Below are 16,754 nucleotides of genomic sequence, written 5' to 3'. Positions count from 1 at the left end.
CGAGCCACTGCACCGCCCTGATGCATGCCGCCGAGATAGTGGCGGCACACCGAGGCAATCGCGCGGCCGGAGCACTCGGGATTCGTCACGCGGGGAAGCCGCGGCAGCTGCACTGTGCTCAATTCATCCCGCCAAAATGGCAGCGGCACGCCTAGCCGTTGCCGCGGCTGGTCGGTTCCGGCAAGCACGGGACGGCTCGACAGCGGTCGACCGAAGTCAGCCGTTGGCGCGACGCTTACCGCCGAAACGTGTTGCGGCGACGAGGTCTTCGCGGGCGCGTGCGACTCGGGACCGCACCGTGCCCACCGGACATCCGCACACCGCTGCCGCCTCGGCATACGACAGCCCGAGCACCTGGGTCAGCACCAGCGCCTCCCGCCGCTCCGCGGACAGATCCGCGAGCAGTAGCTTCAGCTCGACAATGTCGGCGAGCCCATCGCGCCGCGCCACCTGACGGTCCGCCGCGGCCACCCAGTCGACGCCATGCGCGATGCTCGGCCGCGCCACGGCCATCCGCACCTGATCCACGACGACGCGACGCGCGATGGACAGCAACCAGGTCCTGGCGCTGGAACGACCCTCGAAACGCTTGATGCTGCCCAGCGCGCGCAGATAGGTCTCCTGGGTCAGATCATCGGCACGCGACAGCTCGGTGAGATGAGCCGTCAACCGCCAGACATCCTTCTGGGTAGCCCGGATAAAAGCTTCCAGAGCTCGTCGATCCCCACGCGCCGCCGCCAGTGCCAGCTGAGTCGTCTCGTCATCCTCGGCGGGCGTCGGCATGAGTTCGACAATAACCCGGGCGCGCCCCGGGAACTTTCTGGTACTGGCGGACGACAAACTGGACGTGGAGTGCAAGGTATGCCGGACCGCGCTGTCGGCCCGGATCGATGGCGAACGCGAAACCGCGCCCGCGGCGCGCGTCGACGAACACCTGGAACAGTGCGCGCAGTGCTGTTCCTGGTACGCGGCCGCCGTGGAGACGTCGCGCCTGTTGCGCGGCGGTTCGACGTACGCACCCGACCTCACCGACGCCATTTTCGCCGCCGCCGAGTTGGAGCGCCCGCGCGGATCGCGGTGGTGGACATCACTTTTCGCGATGCAAGGGATCAGGCTGCTGCTCGGCATGCTCGGGGTCGTGCAATGCGCGCTGGCGATCGGCCAGTTCGCCGGATTCGACTTCGGTATGACCCATCACCACGACGCCGCGATGACCCAGCATCTGATGAACGAGTCGACGGCATGGAGCCTGGCGATCGGCATCGGATTCATCTACTGCGCGCTGCGGCCGCAGGCCACCTCCGGTGTGCTGCCGGTGCTCGGCGTGCTGGTGACAACGCTCACGGCCTTCGTCATCGGTGATCTGTATTCGGGGGTTGTGCCGGTTTCCCGGGTGCTCTCACACGGCATTCTGGTCGCCGCGCTGGTGCTGGTCGTGGTGGTGCATCGCACCCGCCGACCCGAGACCTCACCGCCGACCCGGACCAGCAATCCGGCACCCACCGATCTCGCATTGCCACCCGGCGCGCGATTCGGCCACCGCACCCGCCATCTGCGCTCGACCCGAGATTCTGCCGCCTGAGACCGAACGGAATTGAATGAACACAGCATTGCGCAGCGATTCGATGAGAGGCGGCGGTCGGGCGGCGACTGGGCCAGATCCCGCCACCCGTCCGGAGCGCGAAGCCACCCGATTTTCGCTGGCGGTATCCGGAATGACCTGTGCCGCTTGCGCGAACCGGGTGGAACGCAAGCTCAACAAGGTCGACGGCGTACTGGCCTCGGTGAACTATGCGACCGGCGTCGCCACCGTCGATGCGGCCCAGGACATTTCGGCCGATCAGCTCTGCGCCGAGGTGGTCGCGGCGGGCTATGGCGCGGAGCCGATAACCGATAGCACCGGGCCGGTCTCCGCCGCCCCGGAGGAGGCCGCGGTCCGGGATCTGTTCCGCCGCCGCTTGGTCGTCGCGCTCCTGCTGTTCTTTCCCCTCGCCGATCTTTCGGTGATGTTCGCGATGGTCCCGGCCACTCGGATCACCGGCTGGCAGGTCATCCTGACCGTGCTGGCGCTGCCCGTCGTGGTGTGGGCGGCGGGCCCATTTCATCGAAAGGCCCTGGCGGGCGCGAAGAATTTCAGCGCAAGCATGGACACCCTGGTATCGGTCGGCGTGACGACCGCGACGCTGTGGTCGCTGGACACCATGTTCCTGCACGCCGACCGAACCGAAATCCCGAACGGGGTGTGGGACGCGTTCTGGTCCGGCGATTCGATCTACCTCGAAGCCGCCGCGGGCGTCACCACGTTCGTGCTCGCCGGACGGTATTTCGAGGCGAAGGCCAAGCGTTCGGCAGGCAGTGCGCTGCGTGCGCTCGCCGCGCTCGGGGCCCGCGAGGTCACGGTGCTGACCCGCGACAACCGCGAAATGCGGGTCCCCATCGGCGAACTCGTCGAGGGACAGCGCTTCGTGGTGCGTCCCGGCGAGACCATCGCCACCGACGGTCTGGTGGTTTCCGGCGAGTCGAGTGTGGATGCCAGCGCCATGACCGGCGAATCCCTTCCGGTCGAGGTGAGCGAGGGTACGGCGGTCGTCGGCGGCACCACCGCGCTCACCGGTCGGCTCATCGTGGAGGCGGCGGCGGTCGGCGCGGATACGAAGCTGTCCGGCATGATCCGGTTGGTCGAGCAGGCGCAGACCGGGAAGGCGCGCATGCAGCGCGTCGCCGACCAGGTCTCCTCGGTCTTCGTTCCGTTCGTCTTCGCCGTCGCGGCAGGCACTTTCGCGACGTGGTGGCTGCTCGGTTCCGGTGTGGACCTGGCCGCCTCGGCCGCCCTCGCGGTGCTCGTGGTCGCCTGTCCGTGCGCGTTGGGGTTGGCGATTCCGACGGCGCTGATGGTGGCCTCCGGGCGCGGGGCCCAGCTGGGCATTTTCATCAAGGGCCATCAGGCGCTCGAGGCCACCCGCGATGTGGACACGGTGGTGCTGGACAAGACCGGAACCGTCACCAACGGCGCGATGAGCGTGGTGGGGGTAACCGTGACGGATTCGGTGACCGAGGACGAGGTACTGCGGTTGGCGGGTGCGGTGGAGGCGGCCTCCGAACATGCCGTGGCCGCGGCCATCACCCGATATGCCAGGACCGTGCTCGACGAACTGCCGGATGTCGAATCCTTCACGGCGCTGACCGGTTTGGGTGCACGTGGTGTGGTGGCGGGTCGCGAGGTCATGGTCGGCCGCCTGCGCCTGTTGAACGAACGCGGTATCGATGTTCCGCAGACGCTGAGTCGTGCTGTGCGCCAAGCGGAACGCGCGGGACGCACGGTGGTCCTCGTGGTAATCGACGGTGCGGCCCGCGCGGTGATCGCGGTCGCCGATACCGTGAAGGACACCGCCGCCGATGCCGTCGCCCGGCTGCACGCGCTCGGCCTGCGCGTCATGATGTTCACCGGTGACAACGCCTATGCCGCGCAGTCGGTCGCGGATGAGATCGGCATCGACGAGATGGTCGCGGAACTGCTTCCGGAGGGCAAGGTCGAACTCATAACGCGCATGCAGGAGCAGGGCCGGCGCATCGTCATGGTCGGCGATGGCATCAATGACGGCGCCGCACTGGCCACCGCCGACCTCGGCATGGCCATCGGGGCCGGTACCGATGTCGCGATCGCGGCCGCCGATGTGATCCTGGTCCGCGACGATCTCGCCGCCGTAGCCGATGCCATCGAACTCGCGCACGCCACCCTGCGCACCATCAAGGGAAATCTGGTGTGGGCCTTCGGTTATAACGTGGTCGCCATCCCGGTGGCGGTGCTCGGCCTGCTCAATCCGTTGATCGCCGGTGCGGCCATGGCGTTCTCGTCGTTCTTCGTGGTCTCGAACAGCCTGCGGCTGCGAAAGGTTCGGATCGCGCGCTGAGTCAGCGGCGCGACTGCGCCAGCTTCTCCAGCATGGCGTTGTAGGCGGCGAGTTCGGAGTCTCCGTACTCGTCGTCCTTGCGATCGGTGCGCACCGCGGTGCGGCGATCCTGCGCCACCCATTGCGTCAGCAGCGCACCGACCACCAGCAGGATGGGGATTTCGCCGGAGACCCAGGCAATGCCGCCACCGACCCGCTGATCGGCCAGCGGGTCCAGATGCCAGGGCAATTGGAGTTGTTCGTAGAAACGTTCGCCGATGATCGTATTCATCGACATCACCGCGACGCCGAAGAAGGCGTGAAAAGGCATGATGGCGAACAACATACCGAGCCGACCCAGATGCGGCAGGCGGCGCGGGCCCGGGTCGATGCCGATAATGGCCCAGTAGAACAGATAGCCGATGATCAGGAAGTGCACGTTCATCAAGACGTGCCCCCAGTGATACCGGATCAGATTCTGGAACAGCGGTGTGAAGTACAGGCCGTAGAGCGAGAGTACGAAGGCCGTGATCGCCGTGCCGGGATGGGCCAGAATCGCGGTCGAGCGCGAATGCAGAATCCACAGAACCCATTCGCGCACACCGGGAACCGCGTCCTTGGGTGCGGCGGGGACGGTGCGCAGCAGCAGGGTGACCGGCGCGCCGAGCACCAGCAGCACCGGTACGAACATATTGAGCGCCATATGCGTGATCATGTGCATGCTGAACATGGCGTAGCCGTAGGCGCCGATGCCCGAGGACGTCGAAATCAGCAGGGCCACACAGCCGCTGGTCCACGACAGCGTGCGCCATGGCGACCAGCTGTCGCCGCGCCGACGCAGCCGCAGCACCCCGGCGGCGTACAGCGCGATACCGGCGAGAGCGGCGGTACCGAGGACGATATCGAAGCGCCACATGGTCATCAGTCGCCAGACATCGGCCTGCCCCGGCAGATCGAAGCCGAGGAACACTTCCTGCGCGGTGAACGAGCGATCGGCGAAGGCCGGAGCCGGTTGGACAGCCATCGACACCAAGGCGGCCGCCGCGACTACGGACAGCGCGCCAGTTCCCGCGATCAGTGTGCTCGAATCATGTTCGGCGGCGACCCTTCTCAGCATGATGCCGACGGCGACGGCCGAGCCGACGACCACCAGAGCCAGCCGACCGTAGCCCGTGCTGAACAGCGCCGACCACGGCAACAGGATGGCACCGAGCACCAGCCCGGTGAGCGTGGCCGCGGCCAGACACAACAGCCCGATGAACACGTATCGCCGAACCGCGGTCGCCACCTCGGAACCATTGCGCCGCACCTGCGCCGCCACACACCACGCCACACCGGGCAGCACCGAGACCGCCAGTTGGAAGATGATCATCGCGCCGGTGCCGAAGTCGTGATTCGGCCCCTCCCCCGCATTGCCGACCATGGCGGGTGGCAGCACCGCGATCAGTGCCAGCCCGGTCGGCACCACCAGTCCGGTCCACGCCAGGGTCAGCCGCGTCAACAACGCGACGACACCCGCCAGCCCCACGACCACGATCCACGCCTTCGGCTGCTCGCTCGCATCGATCAATGCGCCGACCGCCCCCCGCGCCAGCGCGGCACTCAGCGATAACCCGCCCACATTCGCCGCGCTCACCGGAATCAGGACCAGCGCCGAGCCGAGCCACACCAGGCTCGCCCGTTCCGCCACCCGAACCCCGGCATAGCCGTCCACGTCGACCTGACCGCGCGCGGTGACCACAGTGCAGCACAGCGCGTAGATCAACGCACCGAGCGTGAACGCGCCCGCCAGCGCGGCGACAACCCGTAGCGCGACATAGAGCAGGACATCCAAAAGCCCGGGATACGCGATACCCGCCGACCGGTAGGGCATATCGCCGGCCGCGAGCACCGAGCCCAGTACGAGCGCAGCGGCGGCTATCGCCGCGACCAGCCAGACGACATGCTCGAGCGATCGCTTGACCTGCACGTTTTCCACCAATCCTCGATAGCGGAGATCCGCGACGGGCAATGCACGTGCCAGCCCTCGCACACAGGTCGGCCGCGGCCCGCCGCTGGTTCCTGGGCGGCGACCGGTGCGACGCACCTCACATGGCGGATCCGGCAGGCGTCACAGCCGAACGGCGACGGGATACATGGCGCCGAAGGTATCCGAGCGCGCACCGCACCCGGCGCATTGGAATCGCACGCCCATGGCGAAGAAGCAGTGGATGCGGAAATAGCAGGTGTCGCACATGAGGTCGACGCCGCTGGGCTGGCAGCAGGGGCGTCGGCGGATATGCCATTCGGCGCGATGTCGGCATGGCACATTGTCGAAGCGGAAGGTGCAGCCGGGCAGTCGGTCCAACGATTCGACGACATCTTCGAAAATCGTTGGGGCCGTGGCGGTATCCATCGGCAATGCCTCTCTACGGCTCGATCCGGAATGCGGTGACCGCATGCGTCCCCACGCTCCGAAAATCGTTAGCCAATCGTTAGCCGTTACTCGTGATATGCAGCACACCACCGTTTGCGGCATGCCCAGCGACACCGGATCTCGCCTACGCGCGGAACGCGACCACAACCGGAATATGCTGGGAGCCAAGCGCAGAAACGAGTGCGGCAATGGCGCAAAGCGCGCATATCGGAGACCGAACAGGCGCATAATCCGGACAAGGCTGATCAGCGATCGGAAGGTGGCGACGGCCGTGGTTACGACTGAACTCGAGGTTGTACGGCCCTATCCGCAGCGGGTCGGGCCGAAGGGCTCCTATTTCTGGAAAATGCTCACGACCACCGATCCCAAGGTGCTCGGGGTCATGTATCTGACCAGCGCGATGACCTATTTCTTCATCGGTGGTCTCATCGCGCTGCTGATGCGCGGTGAATTGGCGCGCCCCGGTATGCAATTCCTGTCGACCGAGCAGTTCAACCAGCTGTTCACCATGCACGGCACGATCATGCTGCTGTTCTACGCGACGCCGATCCTGTTCGGCTTCGCCAACTGCGTGCTGCCGCTGCAGATCGGGGCGCCGGATGTGGCGTTCCCCCGACTCAATGCCCTCAGTTATTGGCTGTACCTGTTCGGCGCGACCATCGCCACGGCGGGCTTCGTCACGCCTGGCGGCGCCGCCGACTTCGGGTGGACCGGGTATGTGCCGCTGAGCACCATCGAGCACGCGCCGGGCGCGGGCGCGGACCTGTGGATCCTCGGCCTCGCGGTCTCCGGTGTCGGCACCATCCTCGGCGGCGTCAATATGATCACCACGGTGGTCTGCCTGCGCGCCCCAGGTATGACCATGTTCCGGATGCCGATCTTCACCTGGAACATCCTGGTCACCAGCATCCTGATCCTGCTTGCCTTCCCGATTCTGACCGCCGCGCTGATGGCGCTGGCCTTCGACCGCCACCTCGGCGGTCACATCTACGATTCCGGCACCGGCGGCGTCCTGCTGTGGCAGCACCTGTTCTGGTTCTTCGGCCACCCCGAGGTGTATATCGTCGCGCTGCCGTTCTTCGGCATCGTGACCGAGATCTTCCCGGTATTCAGTCGCAAGCCGCTATTCGGTTACACCACATTGGTTTACGCGACGCTGGCCATCGGCGCGTTGTCGGTCGCGGTGTGGGCGCACCACATGTACGCCACCGGCGCCGTGCTGCTGCCGTACTTCTCGTTCATGACCTTCCTGATCGCCGTCCCGACCGGTGTGAAGTTCTTCAACTGGATCGGCACCATGTGGCGCGGCCAGCTGACCTTCGAGACGCCGATGCTGTTCTCCCTCGGCTTCCTGGTCACCTTCCTCTTCGGCGGTCTGTCCGGCGTCATCCTGGCCTCCCCGCCGCTGGACTTCCACGTCACCGACAGCTACTTCGTCGTCGCGCACTTCCACTACGTCCTGTTCGGCACCATCGTGTTCGCCACATTCGCGGGCATCTATTTCTGGTTCCCGAAGATGACCGGACGCATGCTGGACGAGCGCTTGGGCAAGTGGCACTTCTGGACCACACTCGTCGGCTTCCACACCACGTTCCTGGTGCAGCATTGGCTGGGCGCCGAGGGTATGCCGCGCCGCTACGCCGACTACCTGCCGACTGACGGATTCACCACGCTGAACACGATTTCCACGATCGGCGCCTTCATTCTGGGCGCGTCGATGCTGCCGTTCATCTGGAATGTGTTCAAGAGCTACCGCTACGGCGAGGTCGTCACCGTGGATGATCCATGGGGTTACGGCAACTCGCTGGAGTGGGCAACCACCTGCCCGCCACCACGGCACAACTTCTACGAACTGCCCCGCATCCGTTCCGAGCGACCGGCCTTCGAACTGCACTACCCGCATATGACCGATCGCCTGCGCTCCGAATTGCACGTCGGCTGGGGTTCGGGCGCCAAACACGCCGCAGCGGTCGCCGAACAGCCGAAGGCGGAGACGCCGGCGTCGGAGTCCTGACGCTGATTACCGCGCGGCGGCGGGTATCGCGTCACTTGCCGAACGGCGCAGCTGAACGGCGGCCGCGCCGAACAATGCGAGCGTCAGCCAGATGTATCCGTTGTGGACGAATGTCGTGAGGTGGTTTCCCGAGGGATAGTCGTAGATACTGCTCATCGTCGGATCGAAAAAGGCGATCACACCCCCCGACGCGACCAGCACCGCGATGAGCAGGCCGACCGACGCGATCACGCCGCGGCGACGCAAGGCGAGGTCGGCAAGATAGACCAGCAGGGGCGCGAGCCAGACCCAGTGATGAACCCAGCTGTACGGCGAGACCGCGGTGGTGGTGAGTCCGATCAGTACCACCGCGGGCAGTTCGTATCCGTTCAGCGACAGTCGACGTGCCAAGTACAGGCAGGCCGCGGCGATGACGAAAGCGCCTGCCAGCCAGAGCAATTGGTGTACACCCTCGACACCGACGGTGCGCGCGAGCAGACCGCGCAGTGATTCGTTGCGTGGATTCTCCGGCACACCGACCCGCTTGGGGTCGGCGAACGCACCGCTCCAGAAGGTCAGCGAATCCTTGGGCATGGCGGCGAGGCCGACGAGTACGGTCGCCGCGAACGCGCCGACGGCCGTCCCTGCCGCCCGGTACCTGCGGGTGACCAGCAGATAGACCACGAAGAAAGCGGGCGTGAGTTTGATGCCCGCCGCGATCCCGGTCAGCACGCCCTTCCAGCGCGATGTATCGGGCAGCGCCATATCTGCGATCACGAGCAACAGCAGGAAGATATTGATCTGGCCGAAGGCCATGGTCTCGCGCACCGGCTCGCACCACATCAGCAGTCCGGCGATCGGCACGCCCATCAGCACGAGCCGCAGGTCACGCCGGTAGCCGAGCATCGACAGTGCCGCCAACACCGACACGGTCAGCATGGCGAAATTGCCGAACGCACCGACATAGGTGAAGACGTCACCGTGCAGATTCACCAGCGGCACGAACAGCAGCGCCGCGAACGGCGTGTAGACGAATTCCCAGGCACCGCGGGTGTGGCCCAACAGGGGCGTGTCGTAGATGGAGACACCGTCGACGACCCGGTGCCCGGCGATCTGATAGACGCCCAGATCCATCAGATGCATCATCACCTGCATCGTTTCGCGCACCTGGTGGATGTAGTACCCACCGGCGACGGTCCCGAGGACCGAGATCACCCAGAACGCGGCGGTGGGGATGGTGCGGCGTTCGGGCTCGGTCGCTGCCGCGGACAGCGCCGCCGCATTCTCGATCGTCGATACAGGCACGCTCATCTCCCAGCGATCGGGGTCCGGACTCGCCGACCCACGGTAGTGGCACCGCGCGTGCGGCGCACACCGCCCTGACTCAGCGCCGCGGCCGAATATTCTCGCGGACCGCGGCGATATCCGGATAGCCGTTCACCGCCATGAGCAGATCCGCCTCCGCCAGAATCATCCGCAGCACGTGCACCAGTCCCGAAACCCCGCCCAGTGCGAGGCCGTACACATACGGACGGCCGATGCCGACCATCGTCGCACCGAGCCCGAGCGCCTTGATGACATCGCTGCCCGATCGCACCCCGGAATCGAACAGCACCGGCACCCGGTCGGCCACCGCTTCGACCACGCCGGGCAGCGTCTCCAGCGCGCTCAGGCCGCCATTGGCTTGGCGCCCACCATGATTCGAGCAGAAGATCCCGTCCACACCGGCATCGATCGCACGGCGCGCGTCGTCGGGATGGGAGATGCCCTTGAGCACGATCGGCAGCTCGGTCAGCGAGCGAAGCCATTCGAGATCGTCCCAGGTGAGCGGATTTCCGAAGGTCTGCACCCAGTGCAGCACGATGGCCTGCGGATCGTCCGAGCCGACCATCTCCTGGAATACGGGATCGGAGGTGTAGTTCTTCAGCACGTGTCCGCGCAACTGTGGAAAGTTCCCGGTCGACAGATCACGCGGCCGCCAGCCCGGAATCCAGGTGTCCAAGGTGACCGTGATACCGCGATATCCGGCCGATTCGGCCCGGCTCACCAGGCTCGCGGCGAGGTCGCGATTCTTGGGTGTGTACAGCTGGAAGAAGCTCGGCGTCGCACCCGCGTGGCCGATGACCTCCTCCAGCGGATCCTCCATGAGCGTCGAGAAGACCGCTGGCACACCGGATTTCGCCGCGGCCTCGGCGACCGCGATGTCACCGTGTTTATCGCCGACCAAGCCGATCACACCCACCGGAGACATGAAGATCGGGCTGGGAAAGGTCAGACCCCAGGCGTGCACCGACAGGTCGCGCTCGGTCGCGCCGACCAGCATGCGCGGAACCACGCCCCAGTCCTCGAATGCCTCGACATTGCGCCGCTGGGTCAGCTCGTCACCGGCTCCGCCCGCGATATAGGAGTGCAGCCCGGGGGGCAGTGCGGCCGAGGCCTTCGCCTCCAGCGTCGCGAAGTCCATCGGAAACTCCGGCAGCTGTCCGCCGAGTGCGGCGAAGTAGATCTCGTTCTGATAGTCCGCGAACGCCACTGTTCTGCCCTTCGGTGGGAAGTCGATCGGAGAGGTAGTCTCCGCTTGCCGGATAATCAGACGCTGATGTCCATGATCAACGCCGGACGAACCGCGAAACATTCGACCACGGCACAGCGAGGAACTCGGTGCGATGTGCGTCACTTTTCGGGGTCGTCGCACCGGATGACCTGCACATCGAGGTCCGACGGTCGTACCTGCTTCAGCACGGGTAACCGCCGGAGCGCCGGGTACTCCGGAGCAGCTGACAGATTGTGAGAACCGCCGTGAAACTCGACTACCTCGCCCGAACCGATGACCACGATCTTCTGGTGGCCGATCAGATCAAGAGCCGTCCGGTACGCCGCCTCGTGCATCTGGCGCTCGGCCTATCCACCGAGTCCATGGACCTACTCACGGCACTCACCGACCGATTACGCACCGCGGAGGGCGCGCTCGACGACCCGGCGACCAGCGGCGAGTTCTAGACCGGTACCGCCTCGATAATCGAATGCGGCCCGGCCGTCGCGACCACCCGGCGCAGCGCAAAACCGCCGCGGGCGAGCAGGTCGCCGTATTCGGCCGCGGTGCGTTCCCGGCCGCCGATGGACAGCATGACCTCGAGGTCGAGCCACAGGCTGAAGTGCGCGCGGTTGCGCGCCGGGACGACGCATTCGATCAGCAGCAGCCTGCCGTTCGGGACGATCGCGGCGCGCACCGAGTGCAGGATGCGCAGGGCAGGTTCGTCGGGCCAGTCATGGATGATGTGTTTGAGCACATAGGCATCCGCACCCGACGGCGCGGAATCGAAGAATGAGCCGTTCGCTATCGTGCCGCGCTCGCCCACTCCGGCGCGCTCGAAGATCTGCGCGGTGGTCGCGGTGGCCGAATCCAGGTCGTAGACAATGCCATGGGCGCGTGGTGCGGCGCGCAGGATGGCGGCGAGCAGATAGCCACTGCCACCGCCGACATCGATGATCCGGTCGAAGCGGTCGAAATCGTAGGCGGCCAGTATCGCGCCGACCGAGAGCTGGGTGGTCGCCTTCATCGCCTCGTGGAAGCCGATGGCGAATTCCGGATTTTTCGACAGATAGTCGAATCCGGTTGCCCCGTGGGCCAATTCGTGTCCCGATCGGCCGGTTTCGACCGCATGGACGAGTTGGCCCCGTGACGCCCATACCGCCGGGTGGCCGAGCATCATCAGCACCGGACGCACGGTTGTCGGCGAATCCGCGCGCAGGGCTTCGGCCATCGGGGTGAGCGTGAAGCGGCGATCGGAGAGTTCGGCGAAGACGCTTCGGCTGGCCAGCGCCCGGAGCAATCGATAGGTGGCGTCCGGATCCGCGCCGACCACGGCCGCGATCCGGTCGGCGGGCAACGGGCCGTCGGTGAGTACATCCGCGATGCCGAGTGCGGCGGCGGTATAGAGAGCCTGCGTCATCATCCAACCCTCGGCCAACTCCAGCACGCCGACCGGCGCGGGTGCCAGACGTTGGGCCAGCCGTCGGAGCCGGACCCGGATGCCTTCGACGGCATGTGCGATACGCGGCGGCGGCACAGTTGTTGGCGAGTACATCATCGGCCTCCCTCGAACATTGTCTCCCCGCCTCCCGCCGAACACCCGGTTCGGTTCCGCGACCATGGCACCCCAGCGACTCCGGCAGGCCAACCCCTACCGCTGTCCCCTATCTATCTGCGTCCGAAAGTGAACCGGGCGAAGGGTTTTCGCGGTTACTGGGCGATTACCGCAGGTCGATACCGTGATTTCGGGTTCGTCGACAACACCCGTGGCCGCCCGCACCCGAAATCCAGGAGCACATGATGTCGCAGTCCACAATGGAATCGAGCACGATCGGACTCCCGACGGTCATCGGCGAACATGCGCGGCATCGGCCGGACGCGGTGGCGCTGATCTGCGGTGCGCAGGAGACGACTTATGCTGCCCTGCACCGCAACTCGTGTCGAGTGGCCAATGCGCTACTGGCCGAGGGGCTGGTCGCGGGCGATCGGATCGGCTATCTCGGACACGACAGTGCACGGTTCTACGAGCTGGTGGTCGCGGCGGCGCATACCGGAATCGTGCTGGTGCCGATCAATTGGCGACTCACCGTCGCCGAAATCGCCCATGTACTCCTGGATTCCGGTTGCAAGCTGCTCTTCGTCGACGCGGGCCGCGAGGCCGCCGCCGCGAGTGCACTGCCGGAGGTGTCCACCGAGTTGGTGCTGCGTCGGATGGATCTCGCCGGAACCGCGGGCGCTGGATTCGCCGCATGGTATGCCGATCAGCCGGATACGCCGCCGCAGAGCGCGGTTTCGCGCTTCGATCCGCTGCTGCAGATGTACACCAGCGGTACGACCGGGAAGTCCAAGGGGGTGGTCATCGCGCAGCAGAGCCTGTTCGCGGTGCGCGATGTGCGCCACGAATCGGAGCTGGCGTGGCTGGAGGTGCCCGAGGACGATGTCGCGCTGGTCGTGATTCCCGGATTCCATATCGCGGGGCTGGCCTGGGTGGTGCAGGGGCTGATCGATGGCATCGTCACGGTGGTTCTGCCCGAATACACGCCCGGCCTGTCGCTGGAGGCCATTCGGACGCGCGGGGTCACGGCGGTATACGCGGTGCCGATCATGTTGGCGCTCATCCTCGTCGAGCCCGGGGTGCGCCCGGCCGATTTCGGCAAGCTGCGGTTGGTCGCCTACGGTGGGTCGCCGATTCCGGAGGACATGCTCGCGCAGTGTATGACGCAATTCGGCTGCGAGTTCCTGCAGTTCTACGGGATGACCGAAACCGCAACACCCATCACCTTTCTCCCACCCGATGACCACTGGGTCGGCAATCCGCGTCTGCGCTCGGCCGGGCTCCCGTATCGGGGGGCGCGGATCCAGGTGCTGGATCGGAACGGAAAACCGTTGCCGCCCGGCGAAGTCGGTGAGGTGGTTGTGCACGGCCCCGCGCCGATGGTGGAGTACTGGAGGCGACCGGAGGCGACCGCGGCCACGCTCATCGACGGCTGGGTCCACACCGGCGACGCCGGATATCTGGATACGGACGGTTATCTGTATATCAGCGACCGGATCAAGGACATGATCATCGTCGCAGGTGAGAATGTCTATCCGGCCGAGGTGGAGAATGTCGTCGTCTCCCATCCGGCGGTACGCGAAGCCGCGGTCGTCGGCGCGCCCGATGAACGATGGGGTGAGACAGTGCATGCGTTTATCGCACTCGTTCCCGGACAGAGCGTGACGCCGCATGAGCTGTCGCTGTTCCTGCGCGACAAGCTGGCCAGTTTCAAACGGCCGCAACACTTCGTCTTCATCGACTTCCTGCCGCGCAATGCCAGCGGCAAGATCCTGCGCCGCGAGCTGCGCGATCAGTTCTGGCAGGGTCGCGAGCGCGCGGTCAACTAGTGCTACTGCCGCGCACCGACCGCTTCTGCCATATCGCTGCTCGGACAGCGGGTTCCGTCGAACGTAGTCGAATGGTGGTCGCCCACGGCGAATTCGACCGCCATATTCCTACGCTCGGCGAGCTGACCGGAGGCGGACGGCGCGGCAAGCAATCTGGGCGCGGCGCTGGTAAGGGGCCGCGGGTAGGGGTACCTCGGCGGGCAGCGCCCCTGATACACCTGGTTGATACCGCTACAGTGGCTCGATCGGGAGGCGGCGCAATGGAATTCCGTATCCTCGGTGCGCTGGATATCAGCGCCGACGGCAGCGAGATCGATCTCGGCGGGGTGACCCGCCGGGCGGTGCTCGGATACCTGCTCCTGCACGACAATCAGGTCGTCCCGACCAGCCGCATCCGCGATGCGCTGTGGCACGGCGATCCACCACCCACCGCACGCAAGATCGTCCAGAACGCGGTCTCCGCGATCCGCAAAGTGCTCGCCGGTCATTCCGCGACCCTGCTGACCCAGCTCCCCGGCTACCGACTCGACGTCGATCCGGAAACGGTGGACCTGCACCGCTTTCGCAAGCTGACCCGACTGGGCCGCGCCGAACTCGATGCGGGCGCACCGGCCAGAGGCAGGCTGCACCTGCGCGAGGCGATCGGCATGTGGTCCGGAAACGCCCTGGCCGACCTGGTCGAAACCGGCATCGCCTGGAGCGAATTGACCGCCATCGAAGACGAGCGCCTCAACACCTACGAAGACTGTTTCGACGCCGAACTGGCGTGTGGACGGCACCGCGAGATCACACCCGAACTCGAATTGCTCACCACCACAGCACCATTGCGCGAAAGCTTCCACCGGCAGTACATGCTCGCGCTCTACCGCTCCGGTCGCCAGGCCGACGCCCTGAACGTCTATCACCGCTCACGCAGCGCACTTGTCGATACGTTGGGCATCGAGCCGGGGCATGAACTGCAGCGGCTGCATCACCTGATCCTGACGCAAGATTCTTCGTTGCAACCGAGGGTGTATCGCGCTCCGGCATGAGCCCGCTGCCTACGACGACGCTTCATCGCCGGGCACCAACGCCAGCCCGCCCGTGCAGACGGGCCGAATCCGCTGTGCCGACAAGCAACTCTGCGCTTCGTCTGGAGCCGAATCATCCTTTCCGTAAATAGTTGCGTCGACGGCGGCTAGATGGGTTCGGAGCAGTCTCGGCGTATCGAGCCCCCGTACGTCGAGCCACTGCTCGAGCCGGTCGAGGCTGCCGCTGCGTACGGTCATCCCCTGCTCGTTCAACAGATTCCAGCCATAGGGTGGATCGGGTTCACGACGCACGCGCCAACCTGGACCGGCGGCGGCCTCGAGTGCAGCTACCCAGTCCCGGATCGCGTCGAGCGCTGGAGAACCTGGTCGGGGTGTCTGTGGTGTGGGCTCGGCGATCACGGCAATGTCTCGTGTGAGCGTGAATGTGGCTGTGATGTTGCGAGCGGGCGAGGTCGGGCCCATGCTCGGGCTGTCCCGCGCCGCGCAACGCGATGGCACGGAACTCAGCCCGACTGTTCTCGCGCTGGCTGTTCAGCAGGAAGCACGTGGACTTGCCCTTGACGGCGATATCGACGCGATGGAAGCCAAACTCGACGAGGCTGCCGAGCTGATCGCCCGCGGCGACTCCGACCGACCCGACGCCCAGTACTTCTATTCCGACTCGCTGATCGAGATGCAGCGCGGTTTGGCCTACCGTCTGGCCCGGCGGTGGGACAAGGCGGTGGTGTCGCTCCAGCGCGGCTTGGCGGGCTTCGATCCCGATTTGCTCATATCCGAGTGGGCAACCTGGTATGTCGCCGAATTGGCATGTGCGCTGGCCGGTATCGGCGAACCCGAAGCCGCCTGCCGACGCGCATCGGATGCGCTGCGAATCGGTATAGCTACTCCTGGCTCACGACTGAGCGGTTTCATCAGGGTCCTCCACCGCGAAATGGCGGCCAAATGGCGGACGAATGCTGCCGTCAACGCGTTAGGCGAGGAACTACGGTAACGACGACGTACGGGGATAGACCTCACTCTCCAGGAGCTCCATATGAGCAGACGGCGTGATTATTACCGAGACCCGAACGCGCCCAAGGCCAACAGTCTAGTTCCGGGAGGGTCGGCGCTCGTCGCCGATGAGCGTGGCGCGATCCTCATGCAGCGCCGCAGCGACTCCGGTAATTGGTCGTTGCCCGGTGGCGTTATGGAGATCGGCGAGACTCTGGAGCAGTGCGTGGTTCGGGAGACCAAAGAAGAGTCGGGGTTGGATATCGAGATCACGGGATTGCTTGATATCTATACCGACCCTGAGCACATCATCGCGTATGCCGATGGTGAGGTACGGCAAGAGTTCAACATCACGTTCTACGGCCGTGTTGTCGGCGGCCGGATCACAGTCAGCGATGAATCCACCGAGGTTCGATTTCTTGCTCAGGACGAGCTTGCGGATGTGCCGGTGCACGAGACCGTCCGGCTTCGGCTGCGACATCACGCTGAACATCGTGGCCGGCCTTATCTGGGATAG

General features: G+C 65.7%; 14 protein-coding genes. 8 read left to right on the top strand and 6 right to left on the bottom strand.

Translation table 11 applies throughout. The features are described 5' to 3' along the window. Positions 1 to 216: 216 nt before the first annotated feature. Positions 217 to 783: an RNA polymerase sigma factor SigC gene (gene sigC, locus ACQP1T_RS08615; protein ID WP_433759413.1), complete on the bottom strand. Its 567-nt coding sequence runs from the start codon at positions 781 to 783 to the stop codon at positions 217 to 219. Between sigC and ACQP1T_RS08610 the strand changes: the two genes are divergently transcribed. Both ACQP1T_RS08610 and ACQP1T_RS08605 read left to right on the top strand, forming a co-directional pair. Next, positions 782 to 1,582, top strand: coding sequence for a DUF2275 domain-containing protein (locus ACQP1T_RS08610; RefSeq protein WP_433759412.1), 801 nt, complete (start codon positions 782 to 784; stop codon positions 1,580 to 1,582). The genes sigC and ACQP1T_RS08610 overlap by 2 nt on opposite strands. Before the next feature lie 16 nt (positions 1,583 to 1,598). Continuing rightward, on the top strand, positions 1,599 to 3,911 hold the full coding sequence (locus ACQP1T_RS08605; protein ID WP_433759411.1) for a heavy metal translocating P-type ATPase: 2,313 nt from the start codon (positions 1,599 to 1,601) through the stop codon (positions 3,909 to 3,911). 1 nt (position 3,912) lies between these two features. On the opposite strand, the gene ACQP1T_RS08600 is transcribed toward ACQP1T_RS08605, so the two are convergent. Then, positions 3,913 to 5,859: a cytochrome c oxidase assembly protein gene (locus tag ACQP1T_RS08600; RefSeq protein WP_433759410.1), complete on the bottom strand. Its 1,947-nt coding sequence runs from the start codon at positions 5,857 to 5,859 to the stop codon at positions 3,913 to 3,915. A 141-nt stretch (positions 5,860 to 6,000) separates the two neighbouring features. After that, a complete protein-coding gene (locus tag ACQP1T_RS08595; RefSeq protein ID WP_433759409.1) occupies positions 6,001 to 6,285 on the bottom strand; it encodes a hypothetical protein in 285 nt (94 codons plus the stop codon). A gap of 280 nt (positions 6,286 to 6,565) precedes the next feature. Here ACQP1T_RS08595 and ctaD point away from each other — a divergent pair, with 280 nt between their 5' ends. Further along, entirely contained in the window at positions 6,566 to 8,320 is a 1,755-nt protein-coding gene (ctaD, locus tag ACQP1T_RS08590) for an aa3-type cytochrome oxidase subunit I (RefSeq protein WP_433759408.1), read from the top strand. A 6-nt stretch (positions 8,321 to 8,326) separates the two neighbouring features. On the opposite strand, the gene ACQP1T_RS08585 is transcribed toward ctaD, so the two are convergent. After that, on the bottom strand, positions 8,327 to 9,610 hold the full coding sequence (locus tag ACQP1T_RS08585) for a glycosyltransferase 87 family protein (protein WP_433759407.1): 1,284 nt from the start codon (positions 9,608 to 9,610) through the stop codon (positions 8,327 to 8,329). 73 nt (positions 9,611 to 9,683) lie between these two features. Continuing rightward, positions 9,684 to 10,832, bottom strand: a complete 1,149-nt coding sequence (locus tag ACQP1T_RS08580) for an alpha-hydroxy-acid oxidizing protein (protein ID WP_433759406.1) — start codon at positions 10,830 to 10,832, stop codon at positions 9,684 to 9,686. 254 nt (positions 10,833 to 11,086) lie between these two features. Between ACQP1T_RS08580 and ACQP1T_RS08575 the strand changes: the two genes are divergently transcribed. Beyond that, positions 11,087 to 11,299, top strand: a complete 213-nt coding sequence (locus tag ACQP1T_RS08575) for a hypothetical protein (RefSeq protein WP_433759405.1) — start codon at positions 11,087 to 11,089, stop codon at positions 11,297 to 11,299. On the opposite strand, the gene ACQP1T_RS08570 is transcribed toward ACQP1T_RS08575, so the two are convergent. Then, on the bottom strand, positions 11,296 to 12,390 hold the full coding sequence (locus ACQP1T_RS08570; RefSeq protein ID WP_433759404.1) for a methyltransferase: 1,095 nt from the start codon (positions 12,388 to 12,390) through the stop codon (positions 11,296 to 11,298). The genes ACQP1T_RS08575 and ACQP1T_RS08570 overlap by 4 nt on opposite strands. Before the next feature lie 239 nt (positions 12,391 to 12,629). Between ACQP1T_RS08570 and ACQP1T_RS08565 the strand changes: the two genes are divergently transcribed. From ACQP1T_RS08565 to ACQP1T_RS08550, 4 genes are all read left to right on the top strand, one after another. After that, complete coding sequence (locus tag ACQP1T_RS08565) at positions 12,630 to 14,216, top strand: long-chain-fatty-acid--CoA ligase (protein ID WP_433759403.1); 1,587 nt, start codon at positions 12,630 to 12,632, stop codon at positions 14,214 to 14,216. Positions 14,217 to 14,476: 260 nt separating this feature from the next. After that, positions 14,477 to 15,247: an AfsR/SARP family transcriptional regulator gene (locus ACQP1T_RS08560; protein WP_433759402.1), complete on the top strand. Its 771-nt coding sequence runs from the start codon at positions 14,477 to 14,479 to the stop codon at positions 15,245 to 15,247. Positions 15,248 to 15,665: 418 nt separating this feature from the next. Then, positions 15,666 to 16,238 carry a hypothetical protein gene (locus tag ACQP1T_RS08555; protein WP_433759401.1) on the top strand — a complete coding sequence of 191 codons (573 nt, stop codon included), beginning with the start codon at positions 15,666 to 15,668 and terminating at the stop codon, positions 16,236 to 16,238. A gap of 42 nt (positions 16,239 to 16,280) precedes the next feature. After that, the gene (locus ACQP1T_RS08550) at positions 16,281 to 16,754 is read left to right on the top strand and encodes an NUDIX domain-containing protein (RefSeq protein WP_433759400.1); all 474 of its coding nucleotides are present in this window, start codon (positions 16,281 to 16,283) and stop codon (positions 16,752 to 16,754) included.

Source organism: Nocardia sp. CA-135398, assembly GCF_050955845.1.
Lineage (GTDB): Bacteria > Actinomycetota > Actinomycetes > Mycobacteriales > Mycobacteriaceae > Nocardia.
This window is presented reverse-complemented; position numbering and strand designations above follow the sequence as displayed.

Bases quoted from the DNA above. Each gene is read 5' to 3' on its own strand.
- ACQP1T_RS08610 (WP_433759412.1), top strand. From the start codon at position 782: ATGAGTTCGACAATAACCCGGGCGCGCCCCGGGAACTTTCTGGTACTG.
- sigC (WP_433759413.1), bottom strand. From the start codon at position 783: ATGCCGACGCCCGCCGAGGATGACGAGACGACTCAGCTGGCACTGGCG.
- ACQP1T_RS08605 (WP_433759411.1), top strand. From the start codon at position 1,599: ATGAACACAGCATTGCGCAGCGATTCGATGAGAGGCGGCGGTCGGGCG.
- ACQP1T_RS08595 (WP_433759409.1), bottom strand. From the start codon at position 6,285: ATGGATACCGCCACGGCCCCAACGATTTTCGAAGATGTCGTCGAATCG.
- ACQP1T_RS08585 (WP_433759407.1), bottom strand. From the start codon at position 9,610: ATGAGCGTGCCTGTATCGACGATCGAGAATGCGGCGGCGCTGTCCGCG.
- ACQP1T_RS08570 (WP_433759404.1), bottom strand. From the start codon at position 12,390: ATGATGTACTCGCCAACAACTGTGCCGCCGCCGCGTATCGCACATGCC.
- ACQP1T_RS08565 (WP_433759403.1), top strand. From the start codon at position 12,630: ATGATGTCGCAGTCCACAATGGAATCGAGCACGATCGGACTCCCGACG.
- ACQP1T_RS08560 (WP_433759402.1), top strand. From the start codon at position 14,477: ATGGAATTCCGTATCCTCGGTGCGCTGGATATCAGCGCCGACGGCAGC.
- ACQP1T_RS08550 (WP_433759400.1), top strand. From the start codon at position 16,281: ATGAGCAGACGGCGTGATTATTACCGAGACCCGAACGCGCCCAAGGCC.